At 72.2% G+C, this 21,843-nt stretch carries 16 protein-coding genes; 6 read left to right on the forward strand and 10 right to left on the reverse strand.

Annotated features, from left to right (window positions below; all coding sequences use genetic code 11):
- Positions 1–44: 44 nt before the first annotated feature.
- Entirely contained in the window at positions 45–938 is an 894-nt protein-coding gene (locus G6O69_RS23300) for a DUF2515 family protein (protein WP_176397040.1), read from the reverse strand.
- Here G6O69_RS23300 and G6O69_RS23305 point away from each other — a divergent pair.
- The 4 genes from G6O69_RS23305 to G6O69_RS23320 all read left to right on the forward strand — a co-directional run bounded on the left by G6O69_RS23305 (position 937) and on the right by G6O69_RS23320 (position 4,796).
- Positions 937–1,569, forward strand: a complete 633-nt coding sequence (locus G6O69_RS23305; protein ID WP_172305717.1) for a class I SAM-dependent methyltransferase — start codon at positions 937–939, stop codon at positions 1,567–1,569. The two genes, G6O69_RS23300 and G6O69_RS23305, sit on opposite strands and share 2 nt — an antisense overlap.
- Before the next feature lie 127 nt (positions 1,570–1,696).
- Positions 1,697–1,864, forward strand: coding sequence for a hypothetical protein (locus G6O69_RS23310; RefSeq protein WP_172305718.1), 168 nt, complete (start codon positions 1,697–1,699; stop codon positions 1,862–1,864).
- Between the two features lie 131 nt (positions 1,865–1,995).
- The gene (locus G6O69_RS23315; protein WP_172305719.1) at positions 1,996–3,720 is read left to right on the forward strand and encodes a DUF2330 domain-containing protein; all 1,725 of its coding nucleotides are present in this window, start codon (positions 1,996–1,998) and stop codon (positions 3,718–3,720) included.
- A 137-nt stretch (positions 3,721–3,857) separates the two neighbouring features.
- Complete coding sequence (locus tag G6O69_RS23320; protein WP_172305720.1) at positions 3,858–4,796, forward strand: oxidoreductase; 939 nt, start codon at positions 3,858–3,860, stop codon at positions 4,794–4,796.
- A 140-nt stretch (positions 4,797–4,936) separates the two neighbouring features.
- On the opposite strand, the gene G6O69_RS23325 is transcribed toward G6O69_RS23320, so the two are convergent.
- From G6O69_RS23325 to G6O69_RS23350, 6 genes are read right to left on the reverse strand one after another with little or no spacing between them, the layout of a single operon-like run.
- The gene (locus G6O69_RS23325) at positions 4,937–6,934 is read right to left on the reverse strand and encodes a proton-conducting transporter membrane subunit (protein WP_172305721.1); all 1,998 of its coding nucleotides are present in this window, start codon (positions 6,932–6,934) and stop codon (positions 4,937–4,939) included.
- On the reverse strand, positions 6,931–8,673 hold the full coding sequence (locus G6O69_RS23330; RefSeq protein ID WP_172305722.1) for a proton-conducting transporter membrane subunit: 1,743 nt from the start codon (positions 8,671–8,673) through the stop codon (positions 6,931–6,933). The genes G6O69_RS23325 and G6O69_RS23330 overlap by 4 nt, the downstream gene beginning before the upstream one ends.
- On the reverse strand, positions 8,670–10,985 hold the full coding sequence (locus tag G6O69_RS23335; RefSeq protein WP_172305723.1) for a hypothetical protein: 2,316 nt from the start codon (positions 10,983–10,985) through the stop codon (positions 8,670–8,672). Before G6O69_RS23335 ends, G6O69_RS23330 begins: the two co-directional genes overlap by 4 nt.
- Positions 10,982–11,389 carry an NADH-quinone oxidoreductase subunit K gene (locus G6O69_RS23340; protein ID WP_172305724.1) on the reverse strand — a complete coding sequence of 136 codons (408 nt, stop codon included), beginning with the start codon at positions 11,387–11,389 and terminating at the stop codon, positions 10,982–10,984. Before G6O69_RS23340 ends, G6O69_RS23335 begins: the two co-directional genes overlap by 4 nt.
- 4 nt (positions 11,390–11,393) lie before the next feature.
- The gene (locus G6O69_RS23345; RefSeq protein ID WP_172305725.1) at positions 11,394–11,876 is read right to left on the reverse strand and encodes a hypothetical protein; all 483 of its coding nucleotides are present in this window, start codon (positions 11,874–11,876) and stop codon (positions 11,394–11,396) included.
- 41 nt (positions 11,877–11,917) lie between these two features.
- A complete protein-coding gene (locus G6O69_RS23350) occupies positions 11,918–13,813 on the reverse strand; it encodes a GNAT family N-acetyltransferase (RefSeq protein WP_172305726.1) in 1,896 nt (631 codons plus the stop codon).
- A 177-nt stretch (positions 13,814–13,990) separates the two neighbouring features.
- Here G6O69_RS23350 and G6O69_RS40485 point away from each other — a divergent pair, with 177 nt between their 5' ends.
- Positions 13,991–14,521 (forward strand): PilZ domain-containing protein, encoded by a 531-nt coding sequence (locus tag G6O69_RS40485; protein ID WP_255215858.1) that lies wholly within the window; start codon positions 13,991–13,993, stop codon positions 14,519–14,521.
- A 31-nt stretch (positions 14,522–14,552) separates the two neighbouring features.
- Here G6O69_RS40485 and mnmG read toward each other — a convergent pair whose 3' ends face one another.
- Positions 14,553–16,367: a tRNA uridine-5-carboxymethylaminomethyl(34) synthesis enzyme MnmG gene (gene mnmG / locus G6O69_RS23360; RefSeq protein WP_346017078.1), complete on the reverse strand. Its 1,815-nt coding sequence runs from the start codon at positions 16,365–16,367 to the stop codon at positions 14,553–14,555.
- Between the two features lie 161 nt (positions 16,368–16,528).
- Here mnmG and cobA point away from each other — a divergent pair, with 161 nt between their 5' ends.
- Positions 16,529–18,103 carry a uroporphyrinogen-III C-methyltransferase gene (cobA, locus tag G6O69_RS23365; RefSeq protein ID WP_172305728.1) on the forward strand — a complete coding sequence of 525 codons (1,575 nt, stop codon included), beginning with the start codon at positions 16,529–16,531 and terminating at the stop codon, positions 18,101–18,103.
- Positions 18,104–18,116: 13 nt separating this feature from the next.
- On the opposite strand, the gene G6O69_RS23370 is transcribed toward cobA, so the two are convergent.
- Positions 18,117–20,708, reverse strand: a complete 2,592-nt coding sequence (locus tag G6O69_RS23370) for a DUF5916 domain-containing protein (protein ID WP_172305729.1) — start codon at positions 20,706–20,708, stop codon at positions 18,117–18,119.
- 80 nt (positions 20,709–20,788) lie between these two features.
- On the reverse strand, positions 20,789–21,706 hold the full coding sequence (locus G6O69_RS23375) for a radical SAM protein (protein ID WP_172305730.1): 918 nt from the start codon (positions 21,704–21,706) through the stop codon (positions 20,789–20,791).
- Positions 21,707–21,843 lie beyond the last annotated feature (137 nt).

A 21,843-nucleotide genomic window follows, 5' to 3' on the forward strand; every position in this document is an offset into this window, starting at 1 on the left:
GCCGGTCTCGGTGCTCACGGCTCGTAGGTCATGGTTCACGTGGCTCAGGGATAGTTGGGGTCGGGCTCGGGCGGGGCGTGGACGCCCTCGTCGAGCTCGCGCATGCGCTCGACCGGCCAGCACGCGCGCAGCTCGAGCTCGCCGCGGCCGCCGTAGACGGCCCGCGCCCCCGTGTGCGGGTGCGCCTCGGCCCAGGCCCAGGTCGCCTCGCGGCGCTCGAGGTCGGCCAGGACCTCGTCGTAGATCCGCTCGCCGGTGGCGACGCGGCGATCGATGTCGGAGAACTTGCCCACGCGGATCTGAGCGTCGCCGACCGGCAGCACCAGGGGCTTCTCGCGCTCGGCGGCCTCGATCATTGCGATGGTCTGGAGCCCCCGCAGGAACCGGGGGTTGTTGACGACGCGGTCTTCGATGTAGCGCTGCTCGTTGCGCACGAGGTCGAGGACCAAGTCGCGCTCGAGCCCGGGGCTGGGGCCCTCGCAGGCGAGCCTGGCGGTGTAGCGGGTCCAGGCCGCGCGGATGAACGCCGGGGTCCGCCCCTCGGGCAGGGCGGCGGTCCTGCCGAGCAGGTGGTGGAGCACGTGGAACCAGGCGTCGTGGAAGATCAGGTAGTTGGCGCGCTCGAGCAGGGCGACCAGGTTGAGCAGGGCCTCGCGCATCGGCCCTTCACGAGGCGTGCGCGAGTCCTCGAGGGCGCGCGCGAGGTCGGTCATCATGTAGCCGGCGTTGCGCGAGACCATGTGGGCCATGAGCAGCCAGGGCAGGTCGGGGCCGCGCTCGCGCTCGCGGGTGTAGGTATAGAGCTCGAGGTAGCTCTGCGTGCGCGCGACGTTATCGACGTTGCGCGCGTCGAGCTCGGATAGCCAGGCTTCGAGGGGCATGCGCCCGCCAATGTAGCGCGTCGACGCGGGGCCGCAGGCGTGCGATCGTCTCGCCATGCAGTGGCTCGGGCGCTTCGTCTCCAGGCAGCTCCACCGTCCCAGCGGTCGCTTTGGCCGCGTCGTGATGACGCGGATGCTCAACCAGGGCAATTCGCCGCTGATCATCGCGAGCTTGGCCCGGCTCGAGCTCGGCCGCGATACCAGCTACCTCGACGCTGGCTTTGGCGGCGGCCGGGCGCTGCGGGAGGCCGCGCGCATCGTCACCGAGGCGCAGCTCTACGGCCTCGACTTCTCCCCCGAGGTCGTCGTCCACGGGCAGCGCGAGCTCGGCGATCTGATCCACGCCGGTCGGCTGACCCTGGTGCAGGCCGACATCGCCGACGCCCCGCTGCGCGCGGCGCTGTGTGAGCGCGTCTCGACCATCAACACGATCTATTTTTGGCCAGCGCCCGAGCGAGCCGCGGCGGAGCTCATGCGCCTGCTCGCGCCCGGCGGCCGCCTGGTGATCGGCTACACCGGCGACGAGAAGATGGCTCGCTTCTCGCTGCTGACCGAGACCTTCACCCACTACTCGCCGGCCAGGGTCGAGGCGCTGCTGGAGGGAGCGGGCTTTTGTGGGGTGCGCACGGACGCCCTCGGCGGTCGGCTGGCGGGGGACTTCGTGACCGTGGCCGAGCGCCCGGACTGAGGCAGGCGCAAAAATGCACCAGCGCTTCAGCCGCCGGATTCGAAGATCGAAGATCCAGCGCGAAGCCATGATCGAAACGTCGCGGTCTGGGCACCTTGAGATCGTGAACCGTTCAGGAGCCACGTCGGTGTCTGCCTCTCCAGCCCGCGTCGTCGTCGTGTTCTCGCTGATCGCTAGCTTGGCGGTGGGCTGCCTCGTCGCGGCCCCTCGCCTCGTCGACGGCCCTGGCGAGGGGCCGAGCTACGCGGGCATCGAGCGGGAGGCAGACATTCCGTTGCCGGTTGCGGCCGGCTAGAGGCGCCAAATTGCGCGTCACACGCCCGGTTCGCTTCGGCGGACCGGGCTTTTTGATCTTCGGGTGATCGATTGTTGGCGTGTCTGGCACGAAAGAATGGGCCGCATTGACCCAGGCCCAGCTGATAGACCATGGATCGCCTCCAGCACCTCGCTCCCCACCTCCTCGTCGTCGCCACGGCCTTCTCCTTGCCCATGCTGCTCGGTCAGGAGGCCGAGGCCTGCGGCGGGACCTTCTGTGACACGGGCCCCCAGGCCATGCCCGTGGATCAGACCGGCGAGAACATCATCTTTCACATCGGCGAGGACAGGGTCGAGGCCCACATCCAGATCCAGTACGACCCCGAGACCACCGCCGAGAAGTTCGCCTGGGTGATCCCCGTGTCGGCGCTGCCCGAGTTCGAGGTCGGCTCGCAGCTGCTCTTCGACGCGACCTTGGCCGGCTCGGTGCCGAGCTATGGCCTGTCCGTGTCGAGCGACTTTTGTGGTGACGACGACACGATCCAGGTCGCCGACTCGGGCGGCGGAGACGACGTTGGGGACGACGAGGGGGGCGGGGAGAACGGGGCGCCCGATGTGGTGTTCACGGACACCGTCGGCGCCTTCGAGATCGCCGTGCTCGACGGGGGCACCGTCGAGGGCGTGATGCAGTGGCTGGCGGACAACGGCTACCAGCAAGACCCCGCCTCCGAGCCGATCCTCGCCGAGTACCTGGCCGAGGAGTTCTTGTTCGTCGCCCTCAAGCTCAGCAACGACGCCGCGGTCGGCGAGATCCACCCGGTGGTGATCCGCTACCCCGGGACCGAGTCCTGCGTGCCGGTCCGCCTGACCCGGATCGCCGCCGCGGAGGACATGGACATCCGCGTGTTCTTCTACCAGGACGGGCGCACGGTCCCGATCAACTACCGCCACGTGCTCGTCAACCCGCTGAAGATCGACTGGTTCAACAACGCCGACAACTACAAGGAGGTCGTCTCCTTGGCCGTCGACGCCGACTCGGCCGACGGCAACGCCTTCGTCACGGAGTACGCGGGCACGAGCCAGGTGGTCGACACCGAGACGATCTACAGCGCGCAGTGGAGCGGGGAGCCCTTCGCGGCGCTGACGGACTCGCCGATCGGGGCGATCGAGCTGCTCGAGAACCAGGGCCTGGCCGTTTGTGACAGCGACTGGGACGAGGTCTGCACCTTCGTGCATCCGCTGCTCGAGGGCATCGTCAGCGAATTCATCCCGGTGCCCGAGGGGGTGGTGCCCGTCAACTTCTACAGCTGCCTGGAGTGCTACGAGGAGCTGATCGACCTCGCGGCCTGGGACGCGGCTGCGTTCGCGGCCAAGCTCGACGAGCGGGTGGTCGCGCCATCCAAGAACGCCGCCGAGCTGGTCACGGCCAACCCCTACCTGACGCGGATGTACACCACGATCTCGCCGGGCGAGATGAACGACGATCCGATGTTCCGGATCAACACGACCCTGCCCGACGTCCAGGCCGTGCGGATCGCGTCGCAGGCCAACCACTGCAACGGCAGCGCCACGCTCACCTTGCCCGACGGGCGCGAGGTGATCTTCCCCGACTCGAGCGACCTCGACTGGCCGGACTTCTCCGACGAGATGCCCTGGGTGGAGGACGTGGACCAGGAGGGCATGGCCCAAAACGCGCCGCTGATCAGCCTGGTCGACAACACCGAGGCGATCGACACGCTGCTCGAGGAGCACAACAGCCAGCAGGCCAAGCTGATCCCCGAGCTCGACTCGGCCGGCTGCGTGTGTACGGTCAGCGAGGGGCGCGAGCGCGACTGGCTGCTGGGTCTGGCCGCGCTGGGTCTGCTGGGCCTCGTCCGTCGCCGCCGCCGCGGCTGAGCTGCGCCCCGATCCGGCGCGTCGGCCTGTTGCGCAGGGCTGGCGCGCCGGGACCTCGCTCGCTCGCGGCCGGGGTTTTGAGGCGCGCTGGTGGGGGGCACGTTTGCAGGGGCGCGCGAGCGTGCTATCGAGGCGCGGTGACGCGCTGGACCGCAGACGACATCCCAGACCTTCAGGGCAAGCTCGCGGTGGTCACCGGGGCCAACAGCGGCCTGGGCCTCGAGACCACTCGGGCGCTGGTCGGCCACGGTGCCAAGGTGGTGATGGCTTGCCGCAGCCAGGCCAAGGCGGACGCGGCCATGGCTGAGCTGAAAGAGGACCTGGGGGAGGCGATCGCCGAGCGGCTCGAGTTTCGTGCCCTCGATCTCGCGAGCCTCGAGTCGGTGCGCAGCTTCGCCGCCGACTTGCTCGCGGCCCATCCGCGCCTGGATCTGCTGATCAACAACGCCGGCGTGATGGCCCTGCCGCGGCGCGAGACCGCCGACGGCTTCGAGATGCAGTTCGGCACCAACCACCTCGGGCACTTCGCGCTCACGGGCCTGATGATCGGGGCGCTGCTCGCCACCCCGGGCTCGCGCGTGGTCACGGTCTCGAGCCTGGCGCACCGCATGGGCAAGATCCGCTTCGACGATCTCCAGCGGACGCGGCGCTACGAGAAGTGGACGGCCTACGGCCAGAGCAAGCTGGCCAACCTGCTGTTTTGCTTCGAGCTCCAGCGGCGCCTGGACGCGGCGGGGGCCGAGACGATCTCGGTGGCGGCGCACCCCGGCTACTCGTCGACGAACCTCCAGCTCGCGGGGCCGCGGATGCGCTCGGCGTCGCTGGCGGAGAAGGTGATGAACGTGGGCAACAAGGTGATCGCTCAGGACGCGGCGATGGGGGCCCTGCCTTCGCTGCGCGCGGCGACGGGGGTGGACGTGCTCGGGGGCGACTTCTTTGGGCCCGGGGGGTTCATGGAGGTGACGGGCTATCCAGTGAAGGTGCAGGCGAGCGCGCGGGCCTACGACCGGGAGGTTGGGGCGCGGCTTTGGGAGGTGTCTCGGGAGCTGACCGGGGTGGCGTTCTCGGGGCTCTGAGCCCTCGCTTTCGAGCTCACCCCAGCGGCACGATGAATTCGAGGGGCTGCGGCGGCTTGGCCCGGGCCCCCCCGCCTCGACGCTGAGCGCAGAGACTCTGAGCCGAGCTCTCCGGGCCCCCGCAGGCACCTCTGGCTTGGTCAGGGCGCGTCGGGGCTCGGGCTCACCGGGCTCGAGCTCGAGGAGGCCTCGGCGGGCAAGCGGCTCATGGGCGCCTCGAATTCGGCGTCTTGCGCAGGCTCGGCCGCGGGCTCGTCGACGCTCCGCGGTCCGGGGGTGATCTCGAGCGGCTCGCTGGGCAGGGCGGGCGTATCCCCAGCGTCTGGGTCTGGGTCTGTGTCGGGCTCCGTGATGATCCTGGCGTCCTCGATCGCCCAGGTCTCGCGGCGCTGCTCGAGCCACTCGAGGCGGTCTTCGTCGCCGGGTTCGAACGAGCCGCTGGCGGCGGGGAGCCGGGTGAAGGTGATCAGGCGCTGTCCGTCGAGGCCCAGGAAGAGCAGCGCGGCGGCCATGAGCAGGGCGACGCGGGTCGGCCAGGGGCCGGGCTCGCGGCGGCTGCCGGGCTCGCTGACGGTCTCGCCGCCGAAGTACATGGCGGCGATGATGCGCAAGACGACCCAGGCGCAGGCGGCGAGCTCGAGCACGAGCAGAGGGATGATCCAGCGCATCGCGCTGTGCTCGGCGAGGCTGCGCAGCAGGCCGACCTTGGCGATGAAGCCGGCGAGGGGAGGGAGGCCGACGAGGGAGAGCAGGCAGATCGAGAACGCGAGGGCGAGGGCGGGGCGGCGCGCGGCCATGCCGGCCCAGTGCTGCATGCGGACGTCGGGGCCGCTGCGCCCGCGGCCAGCGGCGATGGCCGCGAAGGCGCCGAGGCCCGCGAGGACGTGGGCGACGAGCAGGGTGAGGACGGCCGCATAGGCGTCGTCGCCGGTGATCCTGGACCACAGGATCTCGAATTGCGGGGCGATGCGCCGGCGGCCGGCGCCGATGTGGCCGTGGAAGCTGGCGGTCGCGACGATGCCGAGGAGCAGCAGGGAGACCTGGACGGTGCACAGCAGGGCGACGACCCGAGACAGGCGGCGCTGGAAGAGGGCGGCGGTGGCCGCCCAGGCGCCGGTGAGCGCGGCGATGGTCGGGAGGGCGCCGGTCCAGCCGTAGGGCTGGTTGACGAGGCGCGGGCTGTGCAGGGCGCCGACGTAGAAGCGCAACAGGGCGCAGATCAGGGCGACGGTGGCGACGGTGGACCACAGGGCCGTGACGTGCAGGGGGGCCTCCTCGATGCGCTCGCGTCGACGGGCGAAGGGGAGGGCGCCGAGCTTGGCGAGCAGGCCGACCAAGGTGAGCAGGAGGCCGGGGAGGAGGAAGGCGACGGGGGCGAGGCCGCGGACGATCTCGCTGTGTCCTTGGCGGGCCATGGCGGGGTCGCGGGCGGCGATCTCGGCGCCAAACTGCTCGAAGGCGCCGACCCAGCGCTGGATGCCTGCCCAGCGCGCGAACGCGGCGGTGGCCTCGGCGCCCAGGTTGTCGAGCTTGGTGGTGCCCAGGGCGGCGAAGATCAAAGACACGCCGAAGAGCAAGATCGCGCTGGCGAGGGCCTGGGGGATCAGGCTGCGGACCAGGGCGGCGCGCTTGCTGGCCGTGGCGGCGGCGTCGTGGCTGGCGAGCATGGTGGCGACGGCGGCGACGCCGAGCAGCTCGACGCCGAGCCAGAGCACGACGAGGTCACCGGCGTGAATGCAGAGCAGGGCGCCGGCGCCCGCGAGCAGCAAGAGCACCTCGCGCTCGCCAAAGCCGGCCCCGCGGCGCGAGCCCGTGGCCGCCTCGCCGTGCTCTCGGGCCATGGCGATCACGCCGGCGAGGGCGGTCAGGGCGGTGAGGTCACAGGCGACGGTGAGGTGGTCGACGAGCAGGGCGCCGTCGAAGAGGAAGGCGCCGAGGTCGAGGTCTTCGGCGCCGAGCTGGCGGGCCGTGGTCAGCCAGGCTGCGCCCACGGCGATCAGCGCCGGGCCGCGCAAGAAGCCGGGCTCGCGGGCCCGGGCGAAGGCGTCGACGATCAGCAGGACCACGGCCGAGAGGGCGAGGATCCACAGCGGGGCCGTGGCGAGGAGCTCGGCGCCGAGGGTCGGGGCCTCGTTCATGGGGCACCTCCGGGCGCGTCTCGGTCCTCGGGCGCGTCTTGGCCTTCGTGATCCTCGTGATCCTCGTGATCCTCGTGACCTGCGTGATCATGGGCCGCGAGGGCGGTCAGGCCGTAGAACTGGGCGATGCGGCCCACGGGGTCGAGGCACAGGGACTCGAACTCGTCGCGGGTGCGTGGGCGGGTCTGATCGCGGCCCTCGATGGCCAGGCAGCGCCCGAGGTGGAGGTCGTCGACGGCCTCCTGGTTGGCGAGGGCGCCGCGCGAGAGCAGCCAGCCGGGGGCGAGACCGAGGGCCAGGAGCAGCGAGAGGGCGGCGCCGGTGGTCAGGCTCTCGCGCAGGCCGAGGTCCGGGAGGCGGCGCTCGAGGCCTGGGCGGGGGGCGCCGCGGCCGGCGTGCCACATGCTGCGCAGCAGGCCCAAGGTGCCCAGGGACACGGCGAGGGCCGCGAGCACGCCCCAGACCACCGGGCGCAGGAGCTCGACGCCGCCCTCGCGCAGGACCCCGACGATCACGGCGAGCTCGCCCACGAAGCCGGCGCTACCCGGGGCGCCCGCGAGGGCGAGCACGGCGAGCAGGGCCACGCTGGCGCCGCGCGGGGCGACGCTGGCCCAGCCGGCGAGGTCGCCGAGGTTGCGGATCCCCGCCCGGCGCAGGCCGTGGAAGACGGCGGTGAGGGCGGTGAGGGCGAGGCCGTGGGCGAGGAGCAGCGGGCCGAGCCCTCCCCACGCGCCGGCGCTGCCCGAGAGCGCGCCGAGCAGGGCGAGGGCGAGGTGGAGCAGGGCGACGTGGGCGAGGAGCCGGCCGGGCTCGCGCTCGGCCCAGCAGGCGAGCGCGGCGTAGATGGCCCCGACCACGGCGAGGGCCGCCAGGGGATCGGCCCACTCGCCGGCGATCAGCGGGAAGGCCGGCATGCCCACGTGGACGAGCAAGAACACGGCCATGGGCATGCCGGCGCCGAAGATCAGCGCGACCACGGGGGTCGGGCCGCTGGTCGCCACGGGGGCCATCCAGCCGTTGAAGGGCAGCAGGGGCAGGGCCGGGGCGAGGGCGAGGAGCAGGAGCAGGAAGCCCACGATCTGGCCGCTGGCCGGGATCGTCACGGCGGCGAGGTCGTCGAGCTGCCAGCTCCAGGCACCGCCGGTGGCGTGGGCGTGATAGACGCCCAGGATGACCACGGCGCCGATCAGCGCCGCGGCGCCGGGGAGCAGGTGGGCGGCGTAGCGCCTGGCCGCGGCGGTGCGCCCGGGCTCGCCGCGACGGCCGTCGCCGCGCTCGCCCACGAGGACCGCCGCGGTGACCGTGGCGAGCTCCCAGGCCGCCGCGAGGACCAGGAGGTCGCGGGCCAGGAGCACGGTGACCCAGGCCGCCTGGAGCACGAGCACGCCGACGACCAGCGGGGGCTCCCCGGGCCGCGAGCGGGGGCCGATCATCAGGGCCAGGGGGACGATCAGCCCGAGCAAGAGCAGCAGGGGCAGGCTCGTGCCGGCGACGCCGAGGGTCAGGCTCACGCCGTAGCTGGGGATCCAGGCGGCCGAGACCACGGCCTGGAGGGCCGGCCCGGCGGCGTCGAAGCGCGCGACGAGGGCGAGCAGGACGCACAGCTCGACCAGGGCGCCGAGCAGCCCGAGGCCGCGGGCCAGGGCCGGCTCGCTGCGCGGGAGCGAGCCGACGAGCAGCGCGGTGATCAGCGGCGCGAGCACGGCCGCGCCGGGCAGGGAGCCGAACACCTCGCTCATCGCGGGACCTCCTCGATGCGCGCGGGCTCGCGGCTGGGCTGATCACCGAGCACGGCGTCTCCCACGGCAGGGTTCACAGCGGGAGGCGCGCCAACATCGGCACCCGGCGCGGTGGCGTCGGGGCTCGCCGTCTCTTCGCTGTCGGACTTCGAGCCGCCGGCGCGGATCAGCTTGGGGCGCAGGCCGCCAAAGGAGTAGTCGTCGGCGGGCAGCAAGCTGGCGGCGTCGGGCCGGGCGTAGACCCAGCCGAGGACCACGGCCACGCCCAGCAGCAGCCCGACCACGGCCCGCTCGGCGCCGTCGAAGCGACGCAGGCGCAGGCTCGCGGCGGCGGACAGATCCCCGAGCACGCGCGCGGCGATCTGGGGGATGGACTCGAACAGCCCGTGGCCCACGCCCTGCGCGGCGAGCTCGGACAGGCCGGCGAGGACCAGGAGCGCGGCGCGGAGCAGCTTGCGCGGCCCGGCGAGGACGAACTCGGCGGCCCGCCTGGCGGTGACCAGCTGGGGCTCCTCGCGGGCGACCCCGCGAAAGCGCTCGCGGGCCCAGGTCCACGCGAAGCCGGTGACCAGGGCGACGAGGGCGGCGCCGCCGGCCTTCCACGGTCGGCTGATCTCGAGGCCGCTGCGGAAGGACTGGCGCGGGCCGAGGGGCGCGAGTTCGTGGCCGCCGGCGAGGGGCAGGACCCTGTCGAGCCAGGCGAGGGGCGACTCGAGCAGGCCAAACCAGGCGGCGAAGCTGACGACGCCGAGGGTGAGCATGGCCAGGGCGCACAGGGCCAGGGGGCCGAAGTCGAGGCCGTCTTCGCTCGGCTCCTGGACCGGCCGGCGCTCGTCGGGGCGCAGGGCCTCGTACCAGATCCGGGCGATGGCGGCGGCGTGGGCGAAGCAGACCAGGAGCACGATGGCCGCGGCCAGCCAGCCGACCTGGGGGGCCAGCAGGCTCTTGCGCGTGAGCACGTCGACGAGGAGCTGCGCGATGGCGGCGAAGCTCAGGGCCGGGGCGACGCCGGCGACCATCCAACACGACAGCCGGCCGACGCGGGCGGTCCAGGGCGCGAGGCTGCTGGGCCCGGCGATGACCAGGGCCGCGCGCAGGCCGAGGCGGCTGAGGGTGAAGGCCAGGAGCAGCAAGGCGGCGCCGCGCCAGGCCCCGACGCCCACGCCCATGGCGAAGAGCCCGGTCCAGGCCGCGGCCGTGCCGGCGAGGCCCTGCTCGATGCCCGGCCGAGCGCGCCGGCGACCGAGGGCGACCCGAGGGCGCAAGAGCGCGACGGCGGCACCTCCGGCGGCCAGGAGCATGCCGAAGATCAGGGTGTAGGCGAGCAGCGAGGGCGAGTAGGCGAGCACGCGCTGGAAGCGAAGCAGCAGGTAGATCGCGGGGACGGGGATCAGCGCGGCCTCGAGCGCGGCCTCGGCCAGGGAGTTGCCGGCCGGGGCGAGGGAGAGCATGCGCAAGAACACGGCGGCGAGCAGCAAGCTGGCGATCAGGTCGGCGTTGGGCAGCCCGAGCAGGCCGATCGCGTAGAGCTGATCGCCGACCAGCGGCGCCCACAGCCCGGTGTGCGCGAGGCCGATGCCCGCGAGGACCAGGGCGATGCCGGCCGCGCCGAGGCCGAGGTCGCCGGCGACGCCAAGGGCCAGGACCCGGGTGGCGGCGCTCGCCCGACGCTCGTCGCCGAGGCGGCGCGCGACGGCGGCGGCCGAGCCGACCCCGAGGGCCGCCCAGCCGATCAGCGCCAGGCCGAGGTCGCCCGCGAGGACCACGAGCATCGCCGCGCCCTCGAGCAGGCCGAGCAGGCCGAGGCGACGCAGGGCCCCGAGGGTCGCGTCGCGGACGGCTGGATCGGCCTCGAGGGCGACGAGCGCCGGCGGGGGCGGGCCGTCTTGCTGAAGCCACGCGCGCAGGCCAAAGGCCTCGTCGAGGCCGAGGTCGCGCAGGCCGGCCTGTCCGCCCATGAAGAAGCGCGCGAGCACCATGGCCGCGGCGATGAGCAGGGCGGTGCTGACCGAGAGACGATCGCCGACCAGGGCGAGCTCGAGGCGCAGCTCGCCCACGGTGACCGGCGGGAAGAGCTCGGGCCAGGGGCTTTGGCCGAGGGCACGGGGATCTTCGGGGGCGAGCAGGGCGTCGATGCCCTGGACGCAAAAGAGCGCGACGAGGGCCGAGGCGCCCAGGCTCAGGTACTGGCTGAGCAAGGCGGCGCGCCGCGGGCCGAGCAGGGCCATCAGCGGGCGGGCGAAGACCAGGGGGAGCAGGGCCGTGCACCACGGCAGCAGCACGCAGGCCCACAGCGGAAACTCGCGGATCACCTTCGTGGCTCCTCTCGCGCCTGCTCGCTGTCTGGCTCTGGCTCCGGGTCCGGGTCCGGCTCTGGCTCCTCGTCTCGGAGGCGCTCGGGCCCCGCGCTCCAGTCCGCGAGCAGCTCGGCCGCGGCCTGGGCTCCACCCGCGTGATAGGCCCGCAAGATTACGGCGGCCGCGAGCGCGACCTCGAGGGCGCCGACCATCAAGATCAGCGCGGCCACGCCGATCCCCGCGCCCTCGCCGTGCTGCTGGGCGTAGGTCGCAAAGATCAGCGCCACGCCCACGAACATCAGCTGCACGCCGAGGAGCACCGCGAGCATGGAGCGCCGCAGCACCGCCCCGCACAGGCCCACGAGGAACAGGCTCGCGGCCAGGTAGAGCGGGTAGATGGACGCGATGGACGAGTCCATGGGCCTACTCGCGCCCCTCGGCGCGCGCGGCCAAGGTGGCGCAGAGCGCGACGCAAAGGGCGATCAGCGCGACGGCGAGCGAGGGGATCAGCGGGAGCGTGAGGCCCTGGCGCGCGCTGGCGGCCATGGGCGTCGGCGGGGTGTCGATGAACTGCCGGGACAGGACGCTGCCGAGGAGCCAGGTGAAGGCGAGCAGGCCCGCGCCCGCGCCGAGCCAAAACAGGGAAGAGCGGGGCGCTCGCTGCTCTGGCGCGGCGGCCTCGAGGCGGGAGAGCCCGAGCAGCGTGGCCATGATCATGGCGGCGAGGGCGAGGACGAGGGCGCCGAGCAGGGGGGCGCCGAGCGAGGCGAAGGGGACGATGAGCGCGAGCAGGGCGACGCAGAAGCCGGCCAGGCTGGCGCTGGCTCGCCGGGCGAACATCGCCGAGCCCGCCGCGATCACGGCGACGGCCGCGAACGCCAGGAAGCTGAGCGTGCCACCAGTCATGCCGCGAATGATGCCTCGAATTCGCCCTGGATGTCTGCCGATCACGGCTCGGTCGAGAGCGTCAGCGCCATGTATTGTGCGCCGGGGCGGTTCGCGGCCGCGAAGTTGGACAGGGCGCGGACGCGAGGATCGATGTCGTCGATCTCGACCAGCGAGAAGCCCAGCTTGTCGGTGAAGAACTCCGCCGTCTCGGTGGCGATCAGGTAGACCTCGCGCGCGCCCAAGGTCCGGGCGCGGCGCATGATGCTGTCGGCCAGGACCCAGCCCAGGCCCTCGCCGCGGCAGGCCTCGGCGACCGCGAGGCCGAACAAGAACGCCTGGTCGCCGACGAGCTGGAGGTTCACGCAGCCGATCAGCTCGGGCAGCTCGGTGCCGGCGTTGTCGGCGCTTTGACGCCGCTCGCGGCTGGGCCGAATGATCAGGCTCTCGACCTGCTCGTGGTCGGTGAGCGTGGCCATGCGAAAGCGCGTCAGCAGGGCGTCGATGGCCGCGCTGTCCTCGGGCTGGGCGAAGGTGACGGCGTCGCCAAAGCCCTCGAGCAGGCGATCGGCGAGGCCGCCGAAGGCGCCCGAGGAGAGCAGCACCACGGTGTCGCCGGGGGCGGCCTTCTCGAGCACCGACTGAGCCAGAGCCTCGATGGTGGCGAAGTGCTGGGCGTCCAGGCCACGCTCGCGCAGCTTGGCGGCCAGCGCCGCGACGTCGAGGAGCTGGCCGTCGGGGACCTTCTCGGGCGCGTGGACCGGAGCCACGTAGATCCGCGAGGCGCCGTCGAAGGCCTGGCTGTAGCCGGCGAAGAACACGTCGCGCCGCGAGGAGGACGAGCGCGGTTCGAAGCACACGTGCAGGTTCTGCTCGGGGTAGCGCCGGCGCAGGGCCCCGATCGTCAGGGCGACGGCGGTGGGGTGGTGCGCGAAGTCCTGGATCACGCGCACGCCCTGGACCATGCCGAGCAGCTCCTGGCGGCGCTTGACCCCGCGGAACATGCGGATCGCGTCGCCCAGGGCCTCGACGGTGCAGCCCTCGGAGCGGGCCACGGCGAAGGCGGCCGTGATGTTGGCGAGGTTGTAGTTGCCGCTGAGCAGCGTCGAGAACTTCCCGACGAGCTCGCCGCGCTCGTAGATCTCGAAGCTGGTCCGCCGGGCGCCGGCGCGGCTGGTCGAGCGCACGCACCAGGTGGCCGCGTCGGCGCTCGGGGCCTCGTTGCGCCCGAGCACGCGGTAGGTCTGGACCTCGCAGCGAGCTTGGGCCGCGACCTCCATGGCCCCGGGGTTGCCGGCGTCGACGACCAAAAGCCCCTGCTCGGGGATCAACGCGACGAACTCGACGAAGGCGTCGCGGACCTGCTCGTAGGTGTCGAAGATGTCGGCGTGGTCGAACTCGACGCTGGTCAGGATCGCCTTGGCCGGGCGGTAGTGGAGGAACTTGGACTTCTTGTCGAAGAAGGCCGTGTCGTACTCGTCGCCCTCGAGGACGATGCCGTCACCGCCGCCGAGGTGGCTGCCGGTGCCCAGGTTTTGGGGCACGCCGCCGATCAGCCAGCTCGGGTCCGCGCCGGCCGAGCGCAGCAGGTGGGTCAGCAAGCTCGAGGTGGTGGTCTTGCCGTGGGTGCCGGCGACGACCAGCGAGCGGCGCTCGGACAGCAGGCTGCTCTCGAGCATGCTCGGGAAGCTCTCGAGGGTGATGCCGCGCTGCTCGGCCGCGACCACCTCCACGTGGTCGCGGCGGCAGACGTTGCCGACCACCACGCACTGCGGATCCCAGGCCAGGTTCTCGGCCCGGTAGCCCTCGAACACCGGGATCCCGGCGCGCGCGAGCTGGGTGGACATGGGCGGGTAGAGCGGCCCGTCGGAGCCGCGGACGTCGTGGCCGGCCGCCTTGAGCATCCCGGCCAGGGCACCCATGCCCGTGCCGCCGATACCGATGAAGTGGATCTTCAAGCCCACCTCCAGCGTCGAGGCTCCAGAGCCGATGTGGGAGGGGTCGCCAAGGCCGGTGCATTTTGCTCAGCCGAGCCCTCGGGTCAAGGCGCAGTCGAGGACGTCGGCGCGGAGCCCGACCCAAGGCGGGGCAGTTCGCTACATGCTGATTTGCGTGGAATTCGATGCATTCAATGCATGAAAAGCGACATAAAAGGAGCGTTCGATGCGCGGTTCACGATAGACCCACCGGGATCTCTCGGCGCGTACCCCACGACGTGGGGGTCATACTGTACCTTCGACCCGAAAACGCCGAAAACGCGCGCATTTTGGCTTTGGTGGCCGCTATATAGGTGCTATAAAGGGGCCGTGGAAGCTGCCGTGAGTGAGACGAACTCTCGAGACCGCCGCGCACGTCCCCGAGTCTCCGTGGCAATCGAGCTCAAGCTTCACGCTCCCGACCATCATTATATGCTGATGTCGCGGACAATTGATCTTTCGACCAGTGGGGCATTTGTCCGCACAAATCGCCCCCTTCCGGAAGGTTCTACTGTCACCGTGGCCTTCAACCGGGGGACCGATCGCAACCCCCTGATGCTGGAGGCCGAGGTTGTTCGCGCCGGCACCGCAGACGAAGGTCGGCAGCGCGGGATCGCTGTCCGTTTCAAAGACATGAGCGAGATCGACGAGGTGCTCCTCGCCGACCTCATCGAGCGCATGCGCAGCTGACCCGCTGAAAGTGGGGCGAGGGGTGGGGCGCTCAGGTGTTCGCGTTAGAGTTCGCGGTCTTGGCGGCGCGACGTAGCAGACGCGCGTGGGCCCAAACACACGCGAGGGCGCCAGGAGTGATCCCGGGGATCCGGGCGGCCTGCGCGGTGGAGCTGGGGCGCACGGCGGTGAGGCGCTCGGCCGACTCGCGGTTGAGGCCTTCGAGGCTGAAGTAGTCGAGGTCGCTGGGGATCGGGAGATCTCCCGACTCGCCGCGGATGCGCGCGACCTCGCGGCGTTGGCGATCGATGTAGCCGGCATAGACGAGCTGGGCCCGGGCCTTCTTGGCGATCCAGGCGGGCATGTCGGGGGCGTCGCCCTCGCGTTGAAGGGTGTGGGCGCAGGCGTCGACCCGCTCGCGGCGCTGGCGTACGCGATCGCGGCGGGCCTGATCGACGAGCCCCGCGGCGTAGGCAAGCTCGGTCAGCCGGGCGTCGGCGTTGTCTTCACGCAGCTGCATGCGGTACTCGGCCCGCGACGTGAACATGCGATAGGGCTCGTCGCAGCCCACGGTCACGAGGTCGTCGACGAGCACGCCGGCGTAGCCCTGGTCGCGCTCGATGTGCAGGGGCGGGCGCCCGCCTAGCCACAGCGCCGCGTTGGCCCCGGCGATCAGCCCCTGGATCCCGGCCTCCTCGTAGCCGGAGGTGCCGTTGATCTGCCCGGCGAAGTAGAGCCCCTCGATGTCCTTGCTGGCGAGGGCGTGGGTGAGCGCGCGGGCGTCGACGGCGTCGTACTCCACGGCGTAGCCGGGCCGGACGATGCGCGTGTCCTCGAGGCCGTCGATGGCGTGGACCATGTCGGCCTGGACGTCCGCGGGCAGGCTGGTGGAGATGCCGTTGGGGTAGACCAGCGCGTCGGGGTCGAGGCCCTCGGGCTCCAAGAAGATCTGGTGGCGCGGGCGATCGCCGAAGCGCACGACCTTGTCTTCGATCGACGGGCAATAGCGCGGGCCCACCCCCTCGATCTGCCCCGAGTACATCGGCGAGTCGTGCAGCCGCGCGCGGATCAGCTCGTGGACGGCCTCGTTGGTGTAGGTGATGTGGCAGTGGACCTCGGGCAAGCGCGGCGGGGCCTCGGGGTCGTCGGGGGCGCAAAAGCGAGGGAAGGGGTCGTCGCTGCCCTGGGCCTCGAGGCGGCCCCAGTCGATGGTCGCGCGATCGAGGCGCGGCGGCGTGCCGGTCTTGAGTCGGACCAGGCGAAAGCCGAGGGCGGCGAGCTGTAGCGAGAGCGCGCTGGCGGGCGCCTCGCCCACGCGTCCGCCGGGGGTCTGGGAGGCGCCGGTGTGCAGCACCCCGCCCAAGAAGGTGCCGGTGGTCACGACCACGGCGGCGGCGGGGAGGGTCTGGCCGTCCTCGAGCTCGACCCCGCGGACCGCCGAGCCCTCGACGCGGATCGCCGCGACCAGGCCCTCGATCACTTTCACGCCCGGGTGGCCGAGGAGCGCGGCGCGGGCGTTGGCGGCGTAGCGGGCCTTGTCGACCTGCAGCCGGGTGGAGTGCACGGCCGGGCCCTTGCTGAGGTTGAGCACCCGACCATGGATGGCGCAGGCGTCGGCGGCCTGGCCCATGAACCCGCCGAGGGCGTGGATCTCGTGGACGAGGTGACCCTTGGCCACGCCGCCCACGCTGGGGTTGCAGGGGGTGAGGCCGATGGTGTCGAGGCGGCCGGTGACCACGACCACGGACGCGCCGACGCGGGCCGCGGCGAAGGCTGCCTCGAGGCCAGCGTGGCCGGCTCCGACCACCACCAGGGGGGGGCGGGCGTCGGCGCGGGAGTCGGCGCGGGAGTCGTGGGGGGCGCTCACGGTCGCGTGAGTATATGCCCCGCGGCGACGGGGGACGCCATCGAGACGGATACGACGAAGCGGCGGTCGAGCCGCTCGCGCGCCAGCGGTCGAGCCGCTCGCGCGCCAGAGGTCGAGCCGCTCGCGCTCGCCCACCGACCTCGGTTTATCCTCGCGTGCACATGCCCGAAGGCGGCTTTGTCTCCCTCGTCGGCGCCGGTCCCTGGGACCCGGAGCTGCTCACCTTGGCCGCGCGCGATCGCATCCGTCGCGCGGACGTGCTGATCGTCGACTACCTCGTCAACCCGGCGGTGCTGATGCACGCCCGCGGCGACGCGAAGGTCTTCCAGCGCGCCCGCGGGCCGCACGAGTCCGCGGGCCTGCGCCTGGATCAGGCCCGGGTCAACGCGCTGATGGTCGAGCACGCCCAGGCCGGCGCGCGCGTGGTCCGGCTCAAGGGCGGGGACCCGATGGTCTTTGGCCGCGGCGCCGAGGAGGCCCGCTATCTGCGCGAGCGCGGCGTGGACTTCGAATTCGTGCCCGGCGTGTCCTCGCCGATCGCCGCCCCCGAGGCCGCGGGGATCCCCATCACCCACCGCGACCACACGCCCTCGGTCAGCTTCGTCTCGGGCTACGAGGCCTACGAAAAGGCCGGGCTCGCGGTCGCCTGGGACCACCTGGCCCAGAGCGCCGGGACCTTGGTGCTGATGATGTCCGTCAAGAACGCGCGGACCAACGCCGACAAGCTGATCGCCGCGGGCCGCGAGCCGAGCACGCCGGCGGCGGTCGTGCGCTGGGGGACTCGCGGGATCCAGCAGACGGTCGTCGGGAGCTTGGCAGATATCGCCGAGCGCATGGCCGAGGCGGGGATCCGTGCGCCCGCCGTGATGATCGTCGGTGATGTGGTCGGCCTGCGCGAGCACATCGCGTGGATCGAGCGCCGCCCGCTCTTTGGCCGCCGGGTGGTCGTGACCCGAGCCGCGCGCCAGGCCGGCGGTCTGGTCCACGAGCTCGCGGCCGCCGGCGCCGACGCGGTCGCCTTCCCCTGCCTGGACTTCGTCGACCCCGGCGAGGAGGCGCGCGCGGCCATCGATCGCGCCTTGAGCCGCGAGTCCCTGGCGAGCCTGCGCGGGGTGATCGTCTCGAGCCCCAACGCCGCCGACGCGCTCTTCGAGGCCCTCGACCGCCTCGAGCTCGACGTCCGCAGCCTCGCGCACCTGCAGGTCGCGGCGATCGGCACGGGCACCGCGAGGCGCTGCCAGGCTCGCGGCCTGCGTCCGGACATCATCCCCGATCGCGCCCGGGCGGAGGGGCTGATCGACGCCCTCGACGCGCGTGGGCTGCTGGGCGCGCGCTGGCTGCAGATCCGCGCCGACGAGGGCCGGGCGCTGCTCGGCCGGGCGATCGCGGCGGCCGGCGGCGAGCTCGTGCTGACCGTCGGCTACCGCACCATCCGCCCCGAGGTGCCCGCGCTCTTGCTGCGATCGCTGCGCGCCGCCGCCGACGGTGGCGAGGGCTTCGACGCCGTCGCCTTCGCCAGCGGGCGCACCGCTCGGCACTTCCTCGAGACCCTCGGTGAGGGCTTGGGCGAGGACGAGGCCCGGGCGCTGCTCGCCGCCGCCAAGGTCGTGGCCATCGGCCCGGTCACCGCCGACGCGATCGCGGCCCTGGGCGTGCGCGTCGACGCCGTGTCCAAGACGCCGAGCGAGGCGGGGGTGGTCGCGGCGATCGTCGAGTGTCTGAAGTCCACAGCCTGAAGACGCCCTGAAGTCAGGCGCCAAAGAGGTAGCCGAGCTTCACGAAGAGCACGTCCTCGTGCTGGGCCGCGTCGGCGGCGAGGTTGGTCAGCCCGCGCAGGGCCACGTACTGGATCTCGCCCTCGGACTCCGAGAGGCTCGTGCGGTGGGTGTAGGCCACGAACAAGAAGCTGCCGGGAAGGTACTCCCAGCGCAGGATCGAGTTGCTGGTCAGGCTGGTCAGGCCCTGGTCCACGGCGCCGTACCAGGGATCCGGGTCCGTGAGCACGAGCTCGTCGGGGGCGCGCAGCTCGAAGAACTCGTCGTGGTGCGCGGTGCTGTAGAGCAGCTGGTTGTAGGTCGTCAGCGACAGCCGCGGGGTGATCGCCAAGGTCCCGCGCAGGTTGAGGTTGGTCGACATGATCGTCGCGCGGGCGAAGATCGGGACCTCGTCGGCCTCGCGCTCGCCGACCCAGCGCGGCCGCCCGAAGCTCGCGTTCCAGGCCGTGCCCAAGCTGATCTGTAGGCGGTCGACGGGGCGCACGGCCAGGTCCAGGTAGACGTCGGGGCCGGGGTTGCGCTCGCGGGGGTTTTGCTCGCCATAGTTGCCGCCCCAGCTGGCCACGAAGCGCTTGTTGCGGGGGCTGTACACGCGAAAGCCGGCATACCAGTGCAGCGGGACCTCGTAGGCGACGTTGCCCCGGGTCTCGAAGAGATCGAGCTGCGGGAGGTGCCCGCCGGCGAAGGCCGTGACCCGCCACAGGCTCGAGGTCTCGGCGGCCAGGCTGAGCAGGCTGTACTTCTCGGTCAGCTGCCCGGCGAAGCTCGACGAGAGCGCGACGTCCAAGGTGGCCGAGAGCTCGCGCATCGGCCCCACGGGCTGGGCGTTGAACACCGACAGGGCCGTGGCCGCGCGCAGGTAGTTGGTCTGGGTCATGTACCCGAGATCCGAGAAGTTGGCGTGGGGCGTCAAAAACTCGCCCGAGAGGCTCCAATTGGTCCGCCGCCCCGAGCGGACCACGCTGGCGCTCCCGCCCATGCCCGAGTCCTCGCCGTCGTGGGTGGCGATCACCTGGGCGCCGTGGATCCAGCGGCGACGAAAGTTGATGTTGTAGTCGAAGCCCCCGGTCACCGCCTCCGGGTCGGCGCCGGCCCGGGCGACGTTGGTAACGATGCCGCCCACCCAGGTCTGGGGATCGAAGTGGCGGCGCAGCCGAGCCACGGTCCACGCGCTGAGCGGATCGACGACCAGGCGCTGCTCGCTGCCGTCGGCGTAGCGCTCGACGCCCCAGGTCGGGCCGGTGATCGCAGACAGCACGCCCATGACCCAGCCCGGAGCGATCTGGCCGGTAAGCCGCGCCGAGCCGAGCACCCGGGTCAGGGGATCGAGGGCGACGAGCTCGGCGTCCTGGGCCTCACCGTAGATCACCCGGCTGCCGAGCGCGGCGTCGCCGGGGTTGGGCGCGGCGCCGATCCGTCGCGAGTAGAACAGCGGGAAGCGGGTCTCGAAGATCTCCTTGGACTCGAGGAAGAAGCGCCGCTTCTCGGGGAAGTAGACCTCGAAGGGCCCGAGGTTGAGGACCGCCGCGTCGACCTCGGCCTGGCCGAAGTCCGGGTTGACGGCGAGGTCCAAGGTCAGGTCGCCGGTGATCCCATACTTGAGATCGAAGCCGGCGTTGGGCAGGGCGCGCCAGCTTTGGTCGAGGCTCTCGCTCGGGCGCTGGAGGGCGAAGCGCCCGGACACGAAGGGCTGGAGCTCGAGGTTGAGGCCGCCGTCGATGTCGCGGATCCCCGCCCAGTCGATGGCCTCGGACACCCGCGCGGGCACACCCTGGGGCGCGAAGCTCAGCCGCGCGACCTCCTGCTCGTCGTTGATCACCCGGGTGAAGTTCAGGCCGATGGTGTTGGTCTCGCCCTGCTCGAAGCGCATGGTCGACCAGGGCACGAAGATCTCCGCGCTCCAGCCACCTTCGATCGCCTTGGACTCGGCCTGAAATACTCCGTCCCACAGCAGCTCCTCTTGGGTGTCGCGGAACAGCTGACCGTCGAAGATCGCCCCCGAGGGGCTGACGCCGAACACGTAGCCGCTGGTGTCGTCGCCGTTGCTGTCGATCTCGACCAGGACGTAGTCGGAGGCGACGATCTGATCGCGCTGAAAGAAGGGCGCGACGACCTCTCCGTGGGGCTCGTGGCAGACGAACGCGAAGTAGAGCCCCTCCTTGCCGTAGGCGGCGCGGATCTGCGTGGGGTGCCGGGCCGAGGCGCCGAACATCGGGGCCTGCTGGACGAGCTCGGGGAGCTGGGGGACCCGCGGCCAGGCGGGATCGTCGAGCACGCCGTCGACGAGGACCTCGCTGTCGTCGACGCGGGTGGCGGTGATCCGCAGGCCGCGACGATCGTGGTTGGGGGCGTCGTGGGCCTGGGGACGCTCGCCGACCTCGGGGCCGACGACCTCGGGCGTGGCGGGGTTGGGCTCTTCATCCTGGAGCCCGTCCTCATCCTCGAACTCGCCGGCGTGGGCCGAGGGGAGCGCGAGCGCAGACACGAGGCCCGCGAGCGCGGCCAGCACGGTTGTCCGCAGCAGGCGTGGACGCGAGGGCGGGCTCTGGGCGAGGGTGCGGGGCACGGACAGCCCTCCGACATTAATGCACACCAGCCCTGCGCTGAAACCCGGGCGCCTGGGAGGGCGGCTTCGCGGAGGATGGCTCAGCTCGGGCCGGAGGGCGCTGTGTCCTGCGTCGCGCGCTGGTTTCGGGCGCGGCGCAGAGCGACCAGGGTGCCGCAGCCGCCGTTGTCCTCGATGCGCGCCTGGGAGCTGCGGCGGACGTCGAGGCCGGCGCCGCGCATGCGGTCGTAGATCGCCTGGTAGCGCGCTTCGCTGAGCGGCGGCTGGCTGGAGGTCGGCACGGGGTTGTAGCGATAGAGGTGGATCTTGAGGTCGAGGGGGCGCGCGCGCGCCAAGAAGGCGTCGATCTCGGCGTCCTCGTCGTTGCGCCCGGCGAGCAGCAGGTAGGCCAGGGCGAGCTTGCGCCGGCGCGAGCGTGACATCGCGGGCAGGAGCTCGGCGAGGGTCGCAAACAGAGGATCGAGGGCCGGGCCCTTCGGCACGGTCTGCGCCCGGGTCTGCTCGCGGCCGGCGTGGATCGACAAGGTCACGCCGTTGTGCGGGGGCGCGTCGGGGCCCAGCCACTCGCGCAGCCGGGGGAGGGGGCCGCCCGAGGAGGTCAGGCTCGCCGGGACGCCCCGGGCGTGGCACCAGCGCACGAACTCGGCCATGGGCCCGGGGTTGTGGAGCGGCTCGCCGACACCGGACACGGTCACGCGGGAGATCTCGAGCGCCTCGGTCTCGTCTGCGGCGGCCTCGCGGGCGAGGGCCTCGGTGATGATCTCGACCTGACCGATGAGCTCGGCGAGGCGCAGCGGGCGATCGAGGCCGTGGGCACCCGAGGCGCAAAAAGGGCACCCGACGGCGCAGCCGACCTGAGACGAGACGCACAGCGAGTCGCCGCGGTAGAGCACCGCCTCGACGCTGGCGCCGTCTTCGAGGCCGATCACGAAGCGACGGTTGCGGGGCGTCGAGCCCGGCGCAGAGGCGCCTCGGTGCTCTTCGAGGATGCGGACCACGTGACTGGCTACCCTGGTCGGGCGGTCGGGTCCAGTCGTGGGCGATCCATTGTGTCGAAGGGCGTTCGCGGGGCGCTGGCGGACACTGCGCCCTGCACCCGATGCGCCCCTGGGCCGGCGTTGACGTGGCTAGATCG

This window comes from Pseudenhygromyxa sp. WMMC2535, assembly GCF_011083025.2.